The sequence below is a fragment of the Rhizobium sp. CB3090 genome, from assembly GCF_029714285.1.
GTDB lineage: Bacteria > Pseudomonadota > Alphaproteobacteria > Rhizobiales > Rhizobiaceae > Rhizobium.
The window spans coordinates 411,954-431,447 of the sequence record NZ_CP121662.1; the positions used below are offsets into that span (position 1 = coordinate 411,954).

A 19,494-nucleotide genomic window follows, 5' to 3' on the forward strand; every position below is an offset into this window, starting at 1 on the left:
TTGTGATCATTCAGATTCCATTTGAAAATAAAGGAATTGCTGTCATAATTTTCATGTGGCGGCACCTATCGCGTGTCGCGTCAAGTGGCCGACCATGAAGATGCCGGTATGTGGCAGAGCAGGTCAGCGGAACTCTCCTCTTCTGCCGGATTTCCGGCGAAAGGAGGTGCGTGATGGGACGCACGATGCTCTGCCGCCTCATCGGAACGGCCCTTGTGGCAATGGCAATCCTTCATCCGAGCTCAGCAGCTTCGCAGGCGACGTTCGCATGCGCACAGCGCGTCGATATGGTCGCTTTTCTGAATGCACATTATTCCGAAAAGCTTTCCGCCGTCGGTCAGCTTGATCCGAAGAATATCATCGAGATATTCACCGCCGAAAGCGGCAGTTGGACGATGATGATCACCAGTGTTTCGGGTCGAAGCTGCGTGATCCTAACGGGCCAGAGTTGGGAATCAATTCCTGCATTGCCCGGATCGAAGGCATAGGGATTGGGAAAGCCCGGATATCCCCGGCAAAGGGGGCGCTCATTTTGAGCCGGCGCCACGCTTTAGATGTTCATCGAGCCGCGGCATGATCTCCACGAAATTGCAGGGCATATGCCGATAGTCGAGCTGCGCTTTCAAAATGCCGTCCCAGGCATCTTTGCAGGCGCCCGGAGAGCCCGGCAGCACGAAGATGAAAGTGGCGTTGGCGACGCCGCCGGTTGCCCGCGACTGGATCGTCGCCGTACCGATCTTGTCATAGGAGATACGATGGAACACCTCGGAAAAACCATCCATCCGCTTCTCGAACAAGGGCTCCAGCGCTTCAGGCGTGACATCGCGGCCGGTAAAACCGGTGCCGCCGGTGGTGATGACAACGTCGATCGTGTCGTCGCGCGTCCAGACTTCCACCTGGCTTCGGATACGCTCCTTGTCATCCGGAACAATGGCCCGGGCCGCCAATCTGTGACCGGCTTCCGCAATGCGGGCAACCAGCGTATCGCCGGATTTATCGTCGGCCAGCGTGCGTGTATCGGAAACGGTCAGCACCGCGATGCCGACGGGGATGAAGGATCGTGCATCGTTTGGACCGGCCATCATGTCCCTCCCGCTATCGTTTCCGTCGCCTGAAAATACCAATCCGGCCTCAAGCTGTGAAGCGAGACCGCCGCCACCGTCGCCTGCTCAATATTATCGAAAAGGCCGAAGCAGGTGGCGCCGGAGCCGGACATGCGCGTGGTGAGCGCGCCTTGGCTTTCGATCAACTGCGAGAGCGTGGCGATCTCGGTGCAGAGCGCGCGCGCCGGTGGCTCCAGATCGTTGCGCAATCCGTTGATGGTCTCGATCCATTGCATGCGCCCGCTTTTTGCCTGCAAGGAGAGCGTGAGCGGCGGATTGTCCTTCCGGGCGAGCGAACGAAACACCTCCGGCGTCGAAACGCCGACGAGGGGATTGCCGAGCACCATGGCGAAGGACGGAAAGTCCGGCAGCAACTCGATCGCCTCGCCGATGCCGCGTGCGATCAGCGGCCGGCTGACGAGGCACATCGGCACATCGGCTCCGAGCCTCAGCGCAATCGCCGTCACCGTGTCGGCGGGCAGGGCGAGCCCCCAGAGCCGCGCTAGCCCCCGCAGTGTCGCCGCGGCGTCCGCCGAACCGCCGCCGATACCGGAGGCGACGGGCAGGTTCTTTTCGAGATGGATGTGGACGGGTGGCGCCTCGAAACCCGCGTCATGAGCCGCCTGTCGCAGAAGATCGCGCGCCTTCAGCACCAGATTGCCGCCCGGACCCTCTTCGGCAAGAAGAGGAGAGAAGCGTCCGGACAGGCTGAATTCGTCACGCGCACTGGCGCGAAATCCGAGACGGTCGCCATGCCGCGCGAAAGTCACGAGCATGTCGAGCAAATGATACCCGTCGGCCCGCTGGCCCGTGACATGCAGGGCCAGATTGATCTTGGCGGGTGCTTCCTCCCAGACGTCGAAATCGTCAGCCGCTAAGATCACGGTCATCGAAAGTCTTAGGACTTCTTATCGGCCGGTGGCGGCGTTGTCGTATTGGGCGATGGAGTGACCGCCGGAGCCGGATCAGGCTGCTTGGTCTTGTCGACCGTCCTTGGATCGTTGTCGAGCGCCGGCAGACCGTTGGCGATCTTTTCCTTGATCTTCGGAATATCCGCGTCCTCAGGCTTGGAGGCCAGTGCGCGGTTCCACTGGTAAACGGCCTCTAGCTTGCGGTTGACACGCCAATAGGCATCGCCCAGGTGGTCGTTGATGGTGGGGTCGCCGGCCTTCAACTGTGCGGCACGCTCGAGTTCGTTCACTGCATCGTCGAAGCGGTTGAGGCGGAAATAGGCCCAGCCGAGCGAATCGACGATGTAGCCGTCATCCGGCTTCAGATCGACGGCCTTCTTGATCATGTCCAGGCCTTGGTCGAGATTCATGTTCATGTCGACCCAGGAATAGCCGAGATAGTTCAGGACCTGCGGCTGGTCGGGATTGAGTTCCAAGGCCTTCTTGAAATTCGGCTCGGCCTTGTCCCACATCTTCAGCCGCTCATAGGCGATGCCGCGCTGGAAGAACACGGCCCAATCGCCGCGGTTCGGCACGGCGCCGATAACCTGCACGGCCTTGTCGTAATTGTCCGCCATGCCCTGGAAATCCTTGGCATCCGAGAGGACGCTGCCATAGGCGAGATAGCTGCGGATATCGTTCGGGTCCGAATCGATCAGCGCCTTCAGATGCTTGCGCGCGTCATCGACCTTGCCGGACTGGGCGAGCGCAAGACCGAGCTGCAGTTCGGAGATGCGGGCCATGGGCGAGTTGTTGGGCACCTTCTTGTAGAAGGCGATGGCGCGGTCCATCTGCTCCTGCTTTTCCGCAAGTCCCCCAAGCAGAACCAGCGTGTCGGCGCTCTTGGGATCGAGCGTGTTGGCGATCTGCAGGTAAAGCGAGACGACATCTTCGGCGCCGTCGCGGTTGAGCGCCGCGCCGACGGTAAAGAGCACCGAGGCTGCCCCCTGCGTACTGTCGGTCACCTGCTGTTCCGGCGTTTCGCCCTTGTTGATGCTGTCGCGCAGCGCGTTCAGCGGCGCGTAATTATTGATCAGGTTGTCGCCGACTGAAACGGCATCCAACGCCTTCTGCTTGTCGCCGGCCTTGGATTCAAGCTCCGCAAGCGCCATGACCGCGCGCATGAATGTGTCGGGGGCCGTTGCGCCGCCCGCCTTGTCCAGGATGGCGTCGTTCAGATGCGAGCGGGCGGACTTCGTATCGCCGATCATGATGGCAATGGCGCCGGCATGGTAGTTCTTGAAGATGTTGAACCAGTCCGGCCCCTTCATCTTGTCGATCATGGCGATCGCTTCCTTGCCATGATTGGAGCCGGCGCGCGCCCAGGCGAGCAGAAGACCGGCCATCATCCGGTCGAGATCGTTCGGGCCATCATATTTCAGGATCTCCTGCGCGGCCTTGTAGTCATGCCGGCGGATGGCATCCATGCCGCGTACGATCGTGGTGACACGTTCGACCGAGGGATCGTTCTTCAGCTCGTTGGCGTATTTCACGCCCTCTTCAAGATTGCCGTTGAGAAGCAGCGAGATCATCAGGCGCTGGCGGATCTCCGGGTTGCCCGGCTCGATCATCAGCGCCTTTTTATAAAGCGAAATCGCAGTTTCATAGTCATGGTCGACATCGGCGGTACGGGCAGCAAGGAAAGCGCCTGCGAAGGTATCGACGTTTTCAGCATCGAAGGTCACCCGGGCGCTGGCCTCCGGCGCTGCCGGGGCATCCACGGCGCGCGCGCTGTTCAGCGCTGCCATCGAAAGGATCGCCGCCAGGGCTGCGCCCGAGAGGAAACGAATGGCAAGTCTCTGCCGCATTAGAAAGCCTTTCATCAAGGGATTTGCCGGTGAGAGCGCCGGCGGCATAAAGCGTTCGTGTCAATTGATTCACAACAGGATGGCTTTTTTGAAGCGCTCCTGCAAGAAATTCGGGCGGCTTTGATCAGTTCACACGTTCGATGCAGAAATCGATCACTTCCATGAGCGCGGATTTCCACGGCGTTTCCGGTAGCGGCGCCAGTGCGTCGCGGGCGATGGTGCCGTAGTGAACGGCACGGGCGATGGTGTCGGTAAGCGCACCATATTTGGTGATGAGGCCCAGTGCTTTTTCCAGGTTCTCGTCACTGTTGTTGCCTGTCTCGATGGCGTCGCGCCAGAAAGCGCGCTCCTTCTCGGTGCCGCGACGATAGGCGAGAATGACGGGAAGGGTGATCTTGCCCTCGCGGAAATCGTCGCCGACATTCTTGCCGAGATCGGCGGCCTTGCCGCCGTAATCCAGCGCATCGTCCACCAGTTGGAAGGCGAGACCGAGATTGGTGCCGTAGGACTTCAGCGCATTGCGCTCGGCCTTACCCGCATTGGCGACGATGGGGCCGACTTCGGCGGCGGCAGCAAACAGCGCTGCCGTTTTGGCGCGGATGACCGAGAGATAATCGTCTTCGGTGGTCTCCATGTTCTTGGAGACGGAAAGCTGCAGCACCTCGCCTTCTGCGATAACGCAGGCTGCCGACGACAATACGTCGAGCGCCTCCAGCGAACCGACCTCGACCATCATCCGGAAAGCCTGGCCAAGCAGGAAGTCGCCGACGAGAACGCTCGCCTGATTGCCCCAGATCATACGGGCCGTGGATTTGCCGCGGCGCAGATCGCTTTCGTCCACCACGTCATCGTGCAACAATGTCGCCGTATGCAGGAATTCGACCGAGGTCGCGAGCTTGATGTGATTGTCGCCCTGATAGCCATAGAGCGCGGCGGAGGCGATGGTCAGCATCGGTCGCAGGCGCTTGCCGCCGGAAGAGATCAGATGCTCGGCAACTTCCGGGATCATCTGCACATCGGAGCCGGCTTTCGACAGGATGAGCTGATTGACGCGTTCCATATCCGCCTTGGTCAGGTCCACCAATGGCTTGATGGAGGCCAGTTTATTCTTGCTTTCTTCAAGCGGTATCACGACGCCCAACGATCCGGACTCCTGTTCATTTTCTGCAAAGCACAATAAGAAGGGGCGAAAGAGGCGGCAAGAGGCGATTTGTCTCGTCTCGTAAATTTGACAGGAAACACAAGGCTTATGCACGAGTTGATCCGCACCAATGATCCCGTTTTACTCTCCTTCGCCGAGAGCCTGATGAAGGACGCCGGGATTCATTGCCTCGTCGCGGATCAGGCGATGAGCATTCTCGAGGGCTCGCTCGGCATGTTGCCGCGCCGCTTCTTGGTCGAGGACGAGCGTGCCGATCAGGCCCGGCGCATTCTCATCGATGCCGGCCTGGGCAACGAGCTGCGCCCGGCGCGCGGCTGAGTTCCGCCATGACCGGTACCCCTTCCGAAACCATCGACGCCTTTCATCGCGGTGCGTTCCATATCGTCCAGCCGAAGGGCAGGGGCCATCGCTCCGGCATGGACGCGATGTTGCTCGCGGCGCTGGTGGCCGATGATCGCAAGATCAGGGTGGCCGATCTCGGTGCGGGTGCGGGTGCCGCCGGCATGGCAGTGGCGTCACGACTGGAGCAGGCGGAGGTGATGTTGTTCGAGCGCTCGCCGGAAATGGCCGAGTTCGCCCGCAAGAGCCTGGCGCTTCCGGAAAATGCCCGCTTCGCCAGCCGTGTCGCAGTCGTCGAGGCCGATGTGACCCTGACTGCGAAGGCTCGCAACGATGCCGGTCTGATCGATGATAGTTTTCATCATGTCATCATGAACCCGCCTTTTAATGATGCCAGCGACAGGCTGACGCCGGATGCATTGAAAGCGCAGGCGCATGCGATGACCGATGGCCTGTTCGAAAGCTGGGTGCGAACGGCAGGCGCGATCATGATCCCCGGCGGGCAACTGTCGCTGATCGCCCGGCCGCAATCGATCGCTGAGATCATTGCCGCCTGCGGCCGCCGCTTCGGTGGCGTCGAGATCACGCCCATCCATCCGCGGGAGGGTGAAAATGCCGTTCGTATCCTTGTGACGGCGATCAAGGGCTCGCGCGCGCGGCTGGCGCTGCGGGCGCCGCTGATCATGCATGGCGAGGGGACCCACAAATTCTCCGTCTTCGTCGACGACCTCAACAATGGCCGCGCCGCCTATTCCCGAAAATAGCGCATCATCGCGAAAGCATGACGCGGTTTTCAGCCAAGATCATCCGAATTCAGGGCGTGCCTTGGAACGCATCCACGATGAGCTTGACGTTCAGAACGGCGATGGCAAAGGCGATGATATAGGCGACGGTGCTCAGCCAGCGCGGTGCGACGAGCTCGCCCATCTTGGTCTTGTCGGCGGTAAACATGACCAGCGGGAAGACGGCGAAGGAAAGTTGCAAGCTGAGCACGACCTGGGTCAGGATCAGCAGATCCGCCGTGCCGGAATCGCCGTACCATATGGTGACGATCCCGGCGGGAGTGATTGCCAGTCCGCGCGTCACGATGCGGCGCAGCCACGGTTTCACCTTGAGCCGCAGAAAACCCTCCATGACGATCTGCCCGGCAAGCGTCGCCGTCACGGTGGAGTTGAGGCCGCAACAGAGAAGCGCGATCCCGAACAATGTCGGCGCGATCGCCAGGCCGAGAAGCGGCGCCAGCAGCGATTCCGCCTGGGCGAGTTCCACGACATCGGTGTGGCCATGCGCATGAAACGCCGCGCCGGCAAGAATGAGAATGGAGGCGTTGATGAGCAGAGCAAAGGTCAGTGCGACGGTCGAATCGATCGTGGCATAGGTCAGCGCCTCCTTCTTTTCCGAGAGCGTCTGGCCGAAGGCGCGCGTCTGCACGATGCCGGAATGCAGATAGAGATTGTGCGGCATGACCGTCGCGCCGAGGATGCCAAGCGCCAGGTAGAGCATGTTCGGATCCCGGACGATCTCGCTCGTCGGGAAAAAGCCTTTGATGACCTCACCCCAATTGGGATCGGCAAGGAAGACCTGGATGCCGAAACAGAAGGCGATGACACCGAGCAGGGTGATGATCAACGCCTCTACCCAGCGAAAGCCCAGCCGTTGCAGGAAAAGAATGAGAAACACGTCGAAGGCGGTGACCAGCACGCCGAGTTCGAGCGGCAGGCCGAAAACGAGATTTAAGCCGATGGCAGTGCCGACGACTTCTGCAATATCCGTCGCTATTATGGCGATCTCCGCCATCGCCCACAGCGGTACGGAGACGAAGCCCGGAAAGGCATCCCGGCAGGCCTGGGCCAGATCGCGGCCGGTGGCGATTGCAAGGCGCGCGCAAAGCGCCTGCAACACCACAGCCATGATATTGGACAACAATGCGACGGTGAGCAGCGCATAGCCGAATTTGGATCCGCCTGCGAGCGAGGTTGCCCAATTGCCCGGGTCCATATAGCCGACCGCGACAAGATAGCCCGGACCTGCGAAGGCGGCGGCGCGACGAAGCACCGAACCGCCCTTGGCGGTTTCGACCGAGCGATAGACATCGGAAAGAGTGGCCTCTTCTCGGTCATGGCGCCAGCCGGCATCGGGCTTGGGTTTCATAAGATCCATGGGGCTTCCGCAGGCTTCGATACCGCGAGAAGTTAGCGGTTTAGAATGATAATGCAATTCATTCGCAACAAGAGATGTTATTCCCCTTCTCTTTCATTGACGAAAACGTGCTGCCCACGAGGGGAACCGTGCGCGAAATGCAATGATGGATGTTGCGTTTGCCGTTTCCATGCATACATCACCTGCAGCACACATCATGAATCAGGGACGACGAATGGCTGGATTTTTTAGGCGCATGCTTCCGAAGCGGTTTCGCAAGGAAAGGGCGGTCATTCCCGTCGTCCGGCTGAGCGGTGTCATCGCCGCCGGCGGCGGTCCTCTCCGGCAGTCGCTCAATCTTGCAGGCGCCTCGCAGGCGCTGGAAAAGGCCTTCAGCATGAAGGCTGCCCCGGCAGTCGCGATCGTCATCAATTCGCCCGGCGGATCGCCGGTGCAATCGCGGATGATCTATAACCGCATCCGCGATCTTGCCCGCGAGAAAGAGAAGAAAGTGCTGGTTTTCGTCGAGGATGTGGCGGCCTCCGGCGGCTATATGATCGCGCTCGCGGGCGATGAGATCATTGCCGACGCCACTTCCATCGTCGGCTCCATCGGCGTCGTCTCCGGCGGCTTCGGTTTTCCGGAGCTCTTGAAGAAGCTCGGGGTCGAGCGGCGAGTCTATACTGCCGGCGAAAACAAGGTGATCCTCGATCCGTTCCAGCCGGAGAAGGAAAAGGACATCGAATATCTGAAGAGCCTGCAGGTCGAGATCCACAAGGTCTTCATCGACATGGTGCGCGAGCGTCGGGCAGGTAAGCTGGCAGCGGACGAAGTCGTGTTCTCCGGCCTCTTCTGGACCGGCGGGCGCGGTCTGGAACTCGGCCTGATCGACGGGATCGGCGATATGCGCCAGGAGCTGAAGAAGCGTTTCGGCGACAAGATCAAGCTGGAGTTGGTCACCACGCCGCGTACGCTCTTCGGCCGCCGCACACCCGGCATCTCCCTTTCGGGCATGGACGGCATCGGCGCCGGCCTTGCCTCCGGGCTTGCAGAGGTGGCAGAGGAAAAGGCATTGTGGGGGCGGTACGGATTGTAATCGGGAGTGCTGCGTGATGCCGCAGATCATCTTCTTCATCGTTGCTATCGGCGGTATTTGGTTTCTTTACCGCCGCTTCCTGCGCGACGCCCGGAAACTCACCGAGAAATCACGCCGCGCCGAAAGCGAACGGCGCACAGGCGCCATCGGCACGCTGGTGAAGGACCCGAAGACAGGGGAGTATCGGGTGAAGCGGGAGGATGAGTAGTCTTCGATTGCTGTGCATTCACATGCATGATATACGTTTCTATTGTATATCCCGGAGTGTCCTATGCAAGTTGCAAAATGGGGAAACAGCTTAGCTATCCGTATTCCTTCGGCAGTCGCGGAAGCCCTCGATTTGAAAGAAGGTGATGACGTCGTCGTTCGTATCGGCGCGGATAGTGCTTTTGAGATCGAGCGGGATGACAGACGGCAGAAAGCGTTGGAAAAAGTGAAATCGTTCAAGATCACGCTTCCTACTGATTGGAAATTTGATCGCGACGAGGCCAATTCCCGTTGATGCGCGCGCTGCCTCCTTTTCTCGACACGAATGTTCTTCTCTATGCGTTTACAGACGATCAACGGGCACAAAAGGCGCAGTTGCTGTTGGCGGAGCCGTTTACGATCAGCGTGCAGGCATTGAATGAATTCGCCAACGTCGCGCGTAAAAAACTCCATCTGCCATGGAAGCGCATTCACGAAGCTATCCGGACGATAGTGGAATTGTCCACATCGGTTGTCGCGATTGATGAGAAAACAACCCTATCGGCGCTTAACTTGGCAGAGCGCTACAATTTTTCTTTTTATGATGCAGCCATGGTTGCCGCTGCTCTTCAGGCCAATTGCGAGCGATACTATTCGGAGGACCTGCATGACTGCTTAATCGTCGAAACGAGGCTGACGATTATAAATCCGTTTAGTTAAGCCGGTTACTGTTCTGAGGATTGTGCCATCCAACCGAAAGATTTTCGGCCAAGAAGTGGTCATCCAACCCATTCTAAGCTCCTTCTCTTGCGTGTAACTCGCGGCATCGGCGCATGCGTGCAAAGTACATCCGTTCTCAAGAGTCTTGACCCCTGTCTTCCATCGTGGCACCTGTCGCGCCAACGTACATCAAGCAGATAGTAGCTGATCTCCATGACCGCGACCCCGCCCGACAACATGAATCCGAAGCGCTCGTTTCAGGCGCTGATCCTGACGCTGCACAATTACTGGGCCGATAAGGGTTGTGCGGTTCTGCAGCCCTACGACATGGAAGTCGGCGCCGGCACGTTCCATCCGGCGACAACTCTGCGCGCGCTGGGACCGAAGCCGTGGAAGGCTGCCTATGTGCAGCCCTCGCGACGTCCGTCCGACGGTCGTTACGGCGAAAACCCGAACCGCATGCAGCATTATTATCAGTATCAGGTCATCCTGAAGCCCAATCCGCCGAACCTGCAGGAACTCTACCTCGGCTCGCTCGCGGCGATCGGCCTCGATCCACTGGTGCATGACATCCGCTTCGTCGAGGACGATTGGGAAAGCCCGACGCTTGGCGCCTGGGGTCTTGGCTGGGAATGCTGGTGCGACGGCATGGAAGTGTCGCAGTTCACCTATTTTCAGCAGGTTTGCGGCATCGAATGCGCGCCGGTCGCCGGCGAATTGACCTACGGTCTCGAACGTCTGGCAACCTATGTCCAGGGCGTCGACAGTGTTTACGATCTGAATTTCAACGGCCTCGAAGGCGACGAGAAGATCACCTATGGCGATGTCTTCCTGCAGGCCGAGCAGGAATATTCCCGGCATAATTTCGAATATGCCAACACGGAAATGCTGCATCGCCATTTCATCGATGCTGAACGGGAATGCCAGGCGCTGCTCGCCGCCGGTGCGCCCGGCGACAATGCCAACCAATTGCTGCACAAGTGCGTTTTCCCCGCCTACGACCAATGCATCAAGGCCAGCCACGTCTTCAATCTGCTTGATGCGCGCGGTGTGATCTCGGTCACCGAACGCCAGAGCTATATCCTGCGCGTCCGCACGCTGGCGAAGGCCTGCGGTGAGGCATTTCTGCTGACGGATGCCGGCGGTGCGAACTGGGACAAGCGGACGGCCTGAGCTACATTTCGCATCTCTAAGGTATTGGCCTGACGATGAAAAGCGGATGACAACATCCGCGAAGCCGCATAGTCTCCCCCGCGGTTACATTCGCCACGGGGGTTCGCGATGTATATTGTGCTGGCGATCATAGTTCTGGCCGCGCTTTATGCCATTTTCATCTACAACGGTCTCGTTCGCGCCAGACAAGTGGCGGAGGAGGCATGGTCCGGCATCGACGTGCAGTTGAAGCGCCGCGCCGATCTGATCCCCAATCTGATCGAAACCGTAAAGGGCTATGCCGCCCATGAGCGGCAGACTTTGGAAGAGGTCGTGGAACTGCGCAACAAGGCGCAGGCCGTGCCTTCAGGCGATGTCGCCGCTCGCGGCCAGGTGGAAGGCTTGCTTTCCCAAGCGCTCGGTCGCGTGATCGCGCTTGCCGAAGCCTACCCTGATCTGAAGGCCAACACGAATTTCCTCGAATTGCAGCGTTCTCTCGAAGGTATTGAGGGCGAAATCCAGATGTCGCGGCGCTATTACAACGGCGCCACCCGTGATCTCAACGTCAAGGTCGAGAGCTTTCCCAACAATCTGCTCGCTGGCACCTTCGGTTTCACCAAGCGCGCCTTCTTTGAAATCACCAACGAGGCCGATCGCGCCGTTCCGTCCGTCAAGTTCTAAGATTCCTTCTATCGGTTTTGCATTCCAGGCGGTAAAGGAAGCCGACCGCAGGCCATTGGCCGCTTTCTGGACTGACCAAAGAGATTGATGATGGGTAGAGCCAAACTCACGATTATCCCCCCCGGCAAGCCGCTTATCGGACGCGCCATGCCGCCGGGATCGAAGTCGATCACCAACCGCGCGCTGCTGCTCGCCGGCCTCGCCAAGGGAACCAGCAGGCTGACGGGTGCGCTGAAGAGCGACGATACGCGCTATATGGCCGAAGCGCTGCGCGCCATGGGCGTTGCGATCGACGAGCCGGACGACACCACTTTCATCGTCACCGGCGACGGCAAACTCAAGTCGCCGGCTGCACCGCTGTTTCTTGGCAATGCCGGCACCGCGACCCGCTTCCTGACCGCCGCCGCCGCTCTGGTCGACGGCAAAGTGGTTGTCGATGGCGATGCGCATATGCGCAAGCGGCCGATCGGTCCGCTGGTCGACGCCCTGCGTTCCCTGGGCATCGATGCCTCGGCCGAGACCGGTTGCCCGCCCGTGACCATCAACGGCACCGGCCGCTTTGAGGCGAGCCGGGTTGAGATCGATGGCGGCCTCTCCAGCCAATATGTTTCAGCCTTGCTGATGATGGCGGCCGGCGGCGATCGCCCGGTCGATGTCGTGCTGCTCGGCGAACATATCGGCGCTCTCGGCTATATCGATCTGACGGTTGCCGCTATGCGTGCCTTCGGCGCCAAGGTGGAGCGCGTCAGCGCCGTCGCCTGGCGGGTTCAGCCGACAGGCTATTACGCGGCTGATTTCCACATCGAGCCGGATGCGTCGGCCGCGACCTATCTCTGGGCCGCCGAGGTTTTGTCCGGCGGCAAGATCGATCTCGGCACACCGGCGAGCGAATTCTCGCAGCCGGACGCCCGCGCCTATGACATGATCTCGCAGTTTCCGCATCTCCCCGCCGTCATCGACGGATCGCAGATGCAGGACGCCATTCCGACGCTCGCAGTGCTGGCCGCCTTCAACGAAACGCCGGTGCGCTTCGTCGGTATCGCCAATCTCCGCGTCAAGGAGTGCGATCGCGTCCGCGCGCTGTCGAGCGGCCTGTCGCGCATCGCTCCCGGCCTCGGCACCGAGGAAGGCGACGACCTGATCGTCGCCTCCGACCCAAGCCTTGCCGGCAAGATGCTGCCGGCCGAGATCGACAGCTTCGCCGATCACCGCATCGCCATGAGCTTTGCGCTCGCCGGCCTGAAGATCAGCGGCATCACCATTCTCGACCCTGACTGCGTTGCCAAGACCTTCCCGGCCTATTGGGATGTCCTGGCGTCACTGGGGGTTGCCTACGGCGACTGATACCGCCGCCCCATGGGAGTCGCATAAATATTTCGCCACATGCGGCACTCTGAATGGGGTGCCGTCGGATCGCAGGAGGTGTGATGACGCGTTGGCTTTCAGGGCTCTCCATCGCCCTGCTCCTGCTGTTCTCCGTATCGGTCGCTTCGGCCGCCGAAGTCATCAACGCTTTCGATCAGGCGATTCTCCTCAGTCGCGACGGCTCCATGCAAGTCACCGAGACGATTACGGTGAATGCGGAAGGCCGCGCTATCCGTCGCGGCATATTCCGGGATTTCCCGCTGACTTTTGTCGATTCTGCAGGCCGCCAGGCGCAGGTGGATTTTGACGTCGTCTCTGTCGAACGCGATGGACAGCCGGAAGATTGGCGCAAGGAGCAGATCGAGGGCGGGGAACGCATTTATATCGGTAATGCCGATCGGATCATAAACCGTGGTCAGCATGTCTACCGCATCGTGTACACCACCGATCGCCAGATCCGCTATTTTGACGATCACGACGAACTGTATTGGAATGTCACCGGCAATGGCTGGCAATTTCCGATCCTTCGCGCCTCGGCCATCGTCACCCTGCCGGACGGCGTGAAGCCGCAACAGCTTGCTTATTATACCGGGCCGATCGGCGCGACGGGCCAGGACGCGAGCGCCAGCGCGCAAGAGAGCAAGGTTACCTTTGTCACGACACGGCCGCTGGCTCAGGCTGAGGGCCTGACGATCGCCATCAAGCTGTCGAAAGGCGCGATTGCGGCACCGAGCCGCCGCCAACAATGGCACTGGTTCATAACCGATCATCTCGACGCGATCATCGCCATTGGCGGCTTGATTTTGGTGTTCGCCTACTATCTCCGCAGTTGGGTCGCCGTCGGCCGCGATCCCCCGCGTGGCGTGATGGTCCCGCGCTGGGACCCGCCTGACGGTATTTCGCCGGCATTGGTCAACTATATCGACAATAGGGGTTTTTCCGGTGCGGGGTGGACGGCGCTGTCGGCGACTTTGATCGATCTCGCGGTGCGCGGCTATGTCATTCTCGGCGGCCTGAAGGAAAAGGTGGTCATCCGCCCGACCGGCAAGGCAGGCAGCGATCTCAGCGGCGGCGACAAGGTGCTCATGCAGGCCGTCGGGCCATTTTCCCCGCTAGTCATCGACAAGGCGAATGGCGAGGTCGTGCAGCAGCTTGGCTCGACATTCCGCCGCGCGATCGAGCGCGATCATCGCGGCGAATATTACAAGGCCAATGCGCTCTACACTATCGCTGGCATCGCCCTGTCGGTGCTCATCCTGGCAGCGATCGTCATTTTCGGTCGCTTGCACGAGAATGCGCTGCCTCTCATCATCGTGCCCGGCTTCCTGTCGATTGTAATGACGATCTTTGCCGGCACGATCGGCCGCAGGTTCCGCCGCCATGATGCCAGTCTTGGACGGCGAATTCTTTCCGTTCTGATCGCCGCTTTCTTCGGCTTTCTGTTCGTTTCGGCTGCGGTCGGCGGCTTGGCTGCCGCCGTCGTCCCATTGTGGAAGGCGGGTGAACTGCCTCTGCTCGCCGGTATCGTCGGCATTTTCGCGCTCAACGTCGTCTTCTTTTTCCTGATGGGGGCGCCGACGCCGCTCGGGCGCAAGATGATGGATGGTATCGCGGGGCTGCGGCAATATCTGACGCTCGCCGAACGCGACCGGATGAACATGCAGGGCGCCCCGCAGATGTCGCCGCAGCATTTCGAAAAGCTGCTGCCCTATGCGGTCGCACTCGGCGTCGAAAAACCCTGGTCCAGCGCCTTCGAGACTTGGCTCGCCACCGCTGCGGGTGCAGCCGCGGCGGCGGCCTATGCGCCGGCCTGGTATTCCGGCGATTTTCACCCAGGTAACATCGGCGGAACGATCGGCGACTTTTCCTCCTCCATGGCATCCACCATCGCCTCGACGATCCCAGCGCCTGAGTCCAGTTCTTCGTCAGCCTTTTCCGGCGGTGGGGATGGCGGCTCCTCCGGTGGTGGTGGAGGCGGCGGAGGCGGCGGCGGATGGTAATTTCGCCGTTTGCCTTGGTGACTTTTGCTGCCGGGCTTGCTAAGTCCGCCCGGACCCTTTTTGCCTCAACATAAAAGACAGTTCTCATGCCCGATCTCCTTCTCGAACTCCGCTCCGAGGAAATTCCCGCCCGTATGCAGCGCAAGGCTGCCGGCGACCTGAAAAAGCTCGTCACTGACGCGCTGGTCGAAGCGGGTTTGTCCTATGAGGGAGCGCGCGAATATTGGACGCCGCGGCGGCTGGCACTCGATATCCGCGGCCTGACGGCGCGATCGGCCGACGTGCGCGAGGAGCGCAAGGGGCCGCGCACCGACGCCAATGAGAAGGCGATCGAAGGTTTCTTGCGCGGCGCCGGTCTCTCTTCCATTTCCGAAGCGCAGGTAAGTAGCGATCCTAAGAAGGGTGATTTCTACGTTGCGGTCATTTCCAAGCCCGGCCGCGCCGCCGAGGAGATCATTGCCGACGTCATGCCCAGTATCATCAAGGATTTCCCCTGGCAAAAGTCGATGCGCTGGGGCAAGGCGTCAGCCAAGCCTGGCTCGCTGCGCTGGGTGCGTCCGCTGCAGTCGATTGTCTGTCTCTTCGGCACCGAGCATGAGGAGACCGCCGTCATCCCCTTCGAGATCGACGGTATCGTTGCCTCGAACGTGACGTATGGCCACCGCTTCCATGCGCCTCAGGCGATCACCGTCAAGCGCTTCGATGATTACATTTCCAGCCTGGAGAAGGCGAAGGTCATTCTCGATGCCGAGCGCCGCAAGGACGTCATCCTGCACGATGCCCGCGACGTCGCATTTGCCAATGGCCTGGAACTTGTCGAGGATGAGGGCCTGCTGGAAGAGGTTTCCGGCCTCGTGGAATGGCCGCAGGTGTTGATGGGCTCTTTCGAGGAGGATTACCTGTCGATCCCCTCGGAGATCATCCGTCTGACGATCAAGACCAACCAGAAGTGCTTCGTCACCCGCCCGCAGGTCGGCGAGACGCTCTCCAACCGTTTCATCCTCGTCTCCAATATCCAGGCGACGGATGGTGGCAAGGAGATCATCCACGGCAATGGCAAGGTCGTGCGCGCCCGCCTTTCCGACGCGCTGCATTTCTGGAAGCGCGACCAAGGTGACATGCCGGACCTCGAAACGTTGGATGCCTCCGCCCAAAAATTCGGCCTTGATCTGAAAAAGCCGCTCGACCAGCGCATGGCGAAGCTTGATGCGCTCAACGTCACCTTCCATGCCAAACTCGGTAGCCAGGGCGAACGCGTCGCCCGCATCCGCGCGTTGGCGGCTGAACTCGCCAAAATCACCGGCGCCGATCCGGCCAAGGTCGATCGCGCCGCGGTCCTCGCCAAGGCTGACTTGCGCACCGAAGCCGTCGGCGAATTCCCGGAACTTCAGGGCCTCATGGGTCGCAAATATGCTAACCTCCAGGGCGAAGATGCTTCGGTGGCCGCTGCGATCGAGGATCACTACAAGCCGCAAGGCCCATCCGACCGCGTGCCGGAGGACAAGGTGGCGATCACGGTCGCGCTCGCCGACAAGCTGGACACGCTGATCGGCTTCTGGACGATCGATGAAAAGCCGACGGGTTCGAAGGACCCGTTTGCGCTGCGCCGCGCGGCTTTGGGTGTGGTCAGGATTCTGCTGGAATGCAAAGTGCGGCTGCCACTGCTGGCGACAACAAAGGATGTCGATCTCCTCGCATTCTTCCATGACCGCCTCAAGGTCTATCTCCGCGATCAGGGCGCTCGTTACGATCTCATCGACTCAGTGCTGACGCCGGAAGCCGATGATCTCCTGATGGTCGCTCGCCGTGTCGAGGCGCTGACCGCTTTCATCACCTCGGAAGACGGCAAGAACCTGCTTGCAGGCACCAAGCGCGCCACCCAGCTCCTCGCCGCCGAGGAGAAGAAGAGCACCGTCATAGCCGATGGCGTTTCCGAAAACCTGCTGAAGCTCGATGCGGAAAAGGACCTCTTCGCCGCTATCACCGCAGCCTCCGCCGAGGCTTCCGATGCGATCGCCAAGGAAGATTTCCGCTCGGCTATGGCCGCACTTTCCAAGCTGCGCGCACCCGTTGACCGCTTCTTCGAAGATGTTCTCGTCAATGACGAGGACGCTGCCATCCGCGCCAACCGCCTGGCACTGTTGCGGCTGATCCGCGAGGCAACCGGCACGGTCGCGGACTTCTCGAAGATCGCGGGGTAAGGCGTGGAGGCGCGATGACCGGAAAAATCCTCGTCAGCGCCTGCCTCATGGGCCATGCCGTTCGCTATGACGGCCGCTCCAAGCCGCTCATCCATCCGGCCATCGGGCGTTGGCGCGAGGAGGGCAGGCTGGTGACGATCTGCCCGGAAATGTCCGCGGGCATGGTGATACCGCGACCGCCGGCCGAAATTGCCGCTGGTGCGGTCGGCGAGGACGTGCTTGCCGGCCGTGCACGCGTGATCGAGGGAACTGGCGGCGATGTCACGACAGCGTTTCGTCAGGCGGCCGAAAATGCGCTGACGCTCGCTCAGGAAACCGGCTGCCGCTATGCCCTGCTGATCGACGGAAGCCCGTCCTGCGGCTCAGGCTTCATCTATGACGGCACATTCTCCGGCGGCCGGCATGCGGGTCATGGTGTCACGGCGGCTCTGCTGAAGCAGGCGGGCATTGAGGTCTATTCCAACCGCGAGATCGACAGGTTGGTTGAGCGGCTGTCGACGGCCGACTGAGGCAACCATTCAAACCCAAAAAAAGAAAAACCGCCGGGTTTGCGCCCGGCGGTTCGTTATAGCTGTTGCGTTGCCGCTTTAGGCGGCGCGGCGGCTCTGGGCGAGCGGACGGCCGTCGTTGACGCGGAAGCCGCGGATGAGCCCGAGCAGATCCTCGGTGTCGGCGGCGAGCGTTTCGGCCGATGCCGTCGTCTCCTCGGCCATGGCGGCGTTCTGCTGCGTGGCCGCATCGAGCTGGTTCATCGAAGACGAGATCGAGCGCAGCGTCGTGTCCTGCTCGGAGGCGCTGTGGGCGATCTTCGAGACGATCTCGTTGGCCGCTTTGATCTGGTCGGAGATGCGCTTCAGCGCCTCGCCTGCCTCGCCGACCAGGCGAACACCCTCGTCAACCTGCCCGGAGGAGCGGGCGATCTGGTCCTTGATCTCCTTGGCGGCAGCGGCCGAGCGCTGCGCCAGTTCGCGCACTTCCTGGGCGACGACGGCAAAGCCCTTGCCGGATTCGCCGGCACGCGCCGCCTCGACGCCGGCATTAAGCGCCAGAAGGTTGGTCTGGAAGGCGATCTCGTCGATGACGCCGATGATCTTGCCGATCTCCTCGGACGATTTCTCGATGCCGCTCATTGCGTCGATCGCCTGGGCAACGACGGCGTCGCTGCGCGATGCCTCGGTGCTGACGGCATGCACGCGTTTGCTGGCCTCATGGGCGCCTTCGGCGGTCTGGCGCACGGCGACAGTGAGTTCGTCGAGGGCGGCTGACGTTTCCTCCAGGCTGGCGGCCTGGCGCTCGGTGCGCTGCGACAGCTCGTTGGAGGCGCGGCGGATCTCTTCCTTGCTGACGCCGATGTCGTTGCCCTTGGCATTGACCCGGCCCATGGCGGCTTCGAGATGTGACAGCGCCTCGTTGAAATTGTTGCGCAGGCCGGCATAGCCGACGCCGATATCGCCGCAGCGTACGGTCAGGTCGCCCTGGGCCAGTGCTTCGAGCGCCCTTCCGATGATGGAGACGACACGCGCCTGCTCATGCGCTTCGTCCTGCTGCTGGCGCAGGTTCTGTTCGCGCTCACTGCTGATTTCCAGCTCTTGCGCGGCCTGACGATCCGCCAGGATATGGCGTTCGCGGACCTTCTCCTGCAGCGCCAGGGTGGCCTGGGCCATAAGCCCGATCTCGTTGCGCATCTCGGCATGCGGAATGACCATCTTCACGTCATCATCGGCCACGGCCTTGAGGGCGGTATGGACGTCGGCAAGCGGCTTGGTAATGCCACGGATGAAATAGAGGGCAGAACCGATGCCGACCAGAAAGACGATGCCGCAGATCAGCAGCGCGCGCCACATTGCCGCGTGAATCTGGCCTTCGAGGTCGTCCATATAGACGCCGCAGCCAAGAACGATCTGCCATGGCGCAAAGGCGGCGGAATAGCTGCCCTTGAGGAAAAGCTCGCTGTCGGGATGACCGGGCTTGCCCCAGTAATAGACTGTACGGCCACCGCCCTTGACGCCCTTTTCGACCATTTCCTTGCTGAAATAGGTGCCGCTCTTGTCGGTCTGGCCGGACATGTCCTTGCCGACATTGGCCGGATTGGGATGAAAGCGCATAATGGCGCTGTAGTCCAAGCCGAAGAGATAGCCGGCGGGCTGGAAGCTGACATGCGAGAGGATTTTGAAGGCTTCGGCCTGGGCGGCCTCATGCGTCATCTCACCGGATTTTTCGCGCTGATAATATTGGTTCAGAACCGAAATGCCGGATTCGACCTGCGTGCGGAGCATGTCGAAACGGTCGTCATAGATGGAGTCCGCCTGCGACCGGATCTGGAAATAGGTCGCCACGGCAAAAGCGGCCATAAGCACGCCTAGAAGAGCGAAAAGTTGATGGGCGATCTTGAGATTCTTCATAATGCCTCGCAACAGGGTAGGGTAGAATACCGGCGCGGTTTTCTACCGCCTGTGCGATCGCCTGGGATAATCCCAATACGCTTGCCGCTGCTGGAAATGACATGCTGCTGTCCGGTGCAAGCAAAATCGCGCTTTATATCTAAGAAAGTTTTAATCAAAACCGCGCGATCAGATTTTAAGCGGATTTAAT

The 19,494-nt window shown here is 60.6% G+C and carries 19 protein-coding genes; 13 read left to right on the forward strand and 6 right to left on the reverse strand.

What is annotated here, in order from left to right; genetic code table 11:
- The first annotated feature begins 173 nt into the window (after positions 1 to 173).
- Positions 174 to 488, forward strand: coding sequence for a hypothetical protein (locus tag QA646_RS01990; RefSeq protein WP_283057287.1), 315 nt, complete (start codon positions 174 to 176; stop codon positions 486 to 488).
- A 39-nt stretch (positions 489 to 527) separates the two neighbouring features.
- Here QA646_RS01990 and moaB read toward each other — a convergent pair whose 3' ends face one another.
- The 4 genes from moaB to QA646_RS02010 form a co-directional block, all read right to left on the reverse strand.
- Positions 528 to 1,082 carry a molybdenum cofactor biosynthesis protein B gene (gene moaB, locus QA646_RS01995; RefSeq protein ID WP_283057288.1) on the reverse strand — a complete coding sequence of 185 codons (555 nt, stop codon included), beginning with the start codon at positions 1,080 to 1,082 and terminating at the stop codon, positions 528 to 530.
- Entirely contained in the window at positions 1,082 to 1,993 is a 912-nt protein-coding gene (locus QA646_RS02000; RefSeq protein ID WP_283057289.1) for a 4-(cytidine 5'-diphospho)-2-C-methyl-D-erythritol kinase, read from the reverse strand. The genes moaB and QA646_RS02000 overlap by 1 nt, the downstream gene beginning before the upstream one ends.
- An 8-nt stretch (positions 1,994 to 2,001) precedes the next feature.
- Positions 2,002 to 3,861, reverse strand: coding sequence for a tetratricopeptide repeat protein (locus tag QA646_RS02005; protein ID WP_283057290.1), 1,860 nt, complete (start codon positions 3,859 to 3,861; stop codon positions 2,002 to 2,004).
- A gap of 124 nt (positions 3,862 to 3,985) precedes the next feature.
- Positions 3,986 to 5,002, reverse strand: a complete 1,017-nt coding sequence (locus QA646_RS02010; protein WP_283057291.1) for a polyprenyl synthetase family protein — start codon at positions 5,000 to 5,002, stop codon at positions 3,986 to 3,988.
- A 108-nt stretch (positions 5,003 to 5,110) separates the two neighbouring features.
- Here QA646_RS02010 and QA646_RS02015 point away from each other — a divergent pair, with 108 nt between their 5' ends.
- Together QA646_RS02015 and QA646_RS02020 are read left to right on the forward strand one after the other, a co-directional pair.
- The gene (locus tag QA646_RS02015; RefSeq protein WP_283057292.1) at positions 5,111 to 5,341 is read left to right on the forward strand and encodes a DUF2007 domain-containing protein; all 231 of its coding nucleotides are present in this window, start codon (positions 5,111 to 5,113) and stop codon (positions 5,339 to 5,341) included.
- Positions 5,342 to 5,349: 8 nt separating this feature from the next.
- Positions 5,350 to 6,126: a methyltransferase gene (locus QA646_RS02020; RefSeq protein WP_283057293.1), complete on the forward strand. Its 777-nt coding sequence runs from the start codon at positions 5,350 to 5,352 to the stop codon at positions 6,124 to 6,126.
- Between the two features lie 49 nt (positions 6,127 to 6,175).
- Here QA646_RS02020 and QA646_RS02025 read toward each other — a convergent pair whose 3' ends face one another.
- Complete coding sequence (locus QA646_RS02025) at positions 6,176 to 7,522, reverse strand: Nramp family divalent metal transporter (RefSeq protein ID WP_283057294.1); 1,347 nt, start codon at positions 7,520 to 7,522, stop codon at positions 6,176 to 6,178.
- Between the two features lie 214 nt (positions 7,523 to 7,736).
- Here QA646_RS02025 and QA646_RS02030 point away from each other — a divergent pair, with 214 nt between their 5' ends.
- The 10 genes from QA646_RS02030 to QA646_RS02075 all read left to right on the forward strand — a co-directional run bounded on the left by QA646_RS02030 (position 7,737) and on the right by QA646_RS02075 (position 17,411).
- Positions 7,737 to 8,597 (forward strand): S49 family peptidase, encoded by an 861-nt coding sequence (locus QA646_RS02030; protein WP_283057295.1) that lies wholly within the window; start codon positions 7,737 to 7,739, stop codon positions 8,595 to 8,597.
- A 16-nt stretch (positions 8,598 to 8,613) separates the two neighbouring features.
- On the forward strand, positions 8,614 to 8,805 hold the full coding sequence (locus tag QA646_RS02035) for a hypothetical protein (protein ID WP_283057296.1): 192 nt from the start codon (positions 8,614 to 8,616) through the stop codon (positions 8,803 to 8,805).
- A 63-nt stretch (positions 8,806 to 8,868) separates the two neighbouring features.
- The gene (locus QA646_RS02040; protein WP_283057297.1) at positions 8,869 to 9,099 is read left to right on the forward strand and encodes an AbrB/MazE/SpoVT family DNA-binding domain-containing protein; all 231 of its coding nucleotides are present in this window, start codon (positions 8,869 to 8,871) and stop codon (positions 9,097 to 9,099) included.
- Complete coding sequence (locus QA646_RS02045; protein WP_283057298.1) at positions 9,099 to 9,503, forward strand: PIN domain-containing protein; 405 nt, start codon at positions 9,099 to 9,101, stop codon at positions 9,501 to 9,503. The genes QA646_RS02040 and QA646_RS02045 overlap by 1 nt, the downstream gene beginning before the upstream one ends.
- A 213-nt stretch (positions 9,504 to 9,716) precedes the next feature.
- Positions 9,717 to 10,676 carry a glycine--tRNA ligase subunit alpha gene (locus tag QA646_RS02050; protein ID WP_283057299.1) on the forward strand — a complete coding sequence of 320 codons (960 nt, stop codon included), beginning with the start codon at positions 9,717 to 9,719 and terminating at the stop codon, positions 10,674 to 10,676.
- Positions 10,677 to 10,784: 108 nt separating this feature from the next.
- Positions 10,785 to 11,336, forward strand: a complete 552-nt coding sequence (locus QA646_RS02055; RefSeq protein ID WP_283057300.1) for a LemA family protein — start codon at positions 10,785 to 10,787, stop codon at positions 11,334 to 11,336.
- Positions 11,337 to 11,423: 87 nt separating this feature from the next.
- Positions 11,424 to 12,680: a 3-phosphoshikimate 1-carboxyvinyltransferase gene (locus QA646_RS02060; RefSeq protein WP_283057301.1), complete on the forward strand. Its 1,257-nt coding sequence runs from the start codon at positions 11,424 to 11,426 to the stop codon at positions 12,678 to 12,680.
- 83 nt (positions 12,681 to 12,763) lie between these two features.
- Entirely contained in the window at positions 12,764 to 14,701 is a 1,938-nt protein-coding gene (locus tag QA646_RS02065) for a DUF2207 domain-containing protein (protein WP_283057303.1), read from the forward strand.
- 86 nt (positions 14,702 to 14,787) lie between these two features.
- Positions 14,788 to 16,902 carry a glycine--tRNA ligase subunit beta gene (gene glyS / locus QA646_RS02070; protein ID WP_283057304.1) on the forward strand — a complete coding sequence of 705 codons (2,115 nt, stop codon included), beginning with the start codon at positions 14,788 to 14,790 and terminating at the stop codon, positions 16,900 to 16,902.
- A 14-nt stretch (positions 16,903 to 16,916) separates the two neighbouring features.
- On the forward strand, positions 16,917 to 17,411 hold the full coding sequence (locus tag QA646_RS02075) for a DUF523 domain-containing protein (RefSeq protein ID WP_283057305.1): 495 nt from the start codon (positions 16,917 to 16,919) through the stop codon (positions 17,409 to 17,411).
- A gap of 78 nt (positions 17,412 to 17,489) precedes the next feature.
- Here the strand turns inward: QA646_RS02075 and QA646_RS02080 are convergent, their stop codons facing one another.
- Positions 17,490 to 19,304 (reverse strand): methyl-accepting chemotaxis protein, encoded by a 1,815-nt coding sequence (locus QA646_RS02080; RefSeq protein WP_283057306.1) that lies wholly within the window; start codon positions 19,302 to 19,304, stop codon positions 17,490 to 17,492.
- Positions 19,305 to 19,494 lie beyond the last annotated feature (190 nt).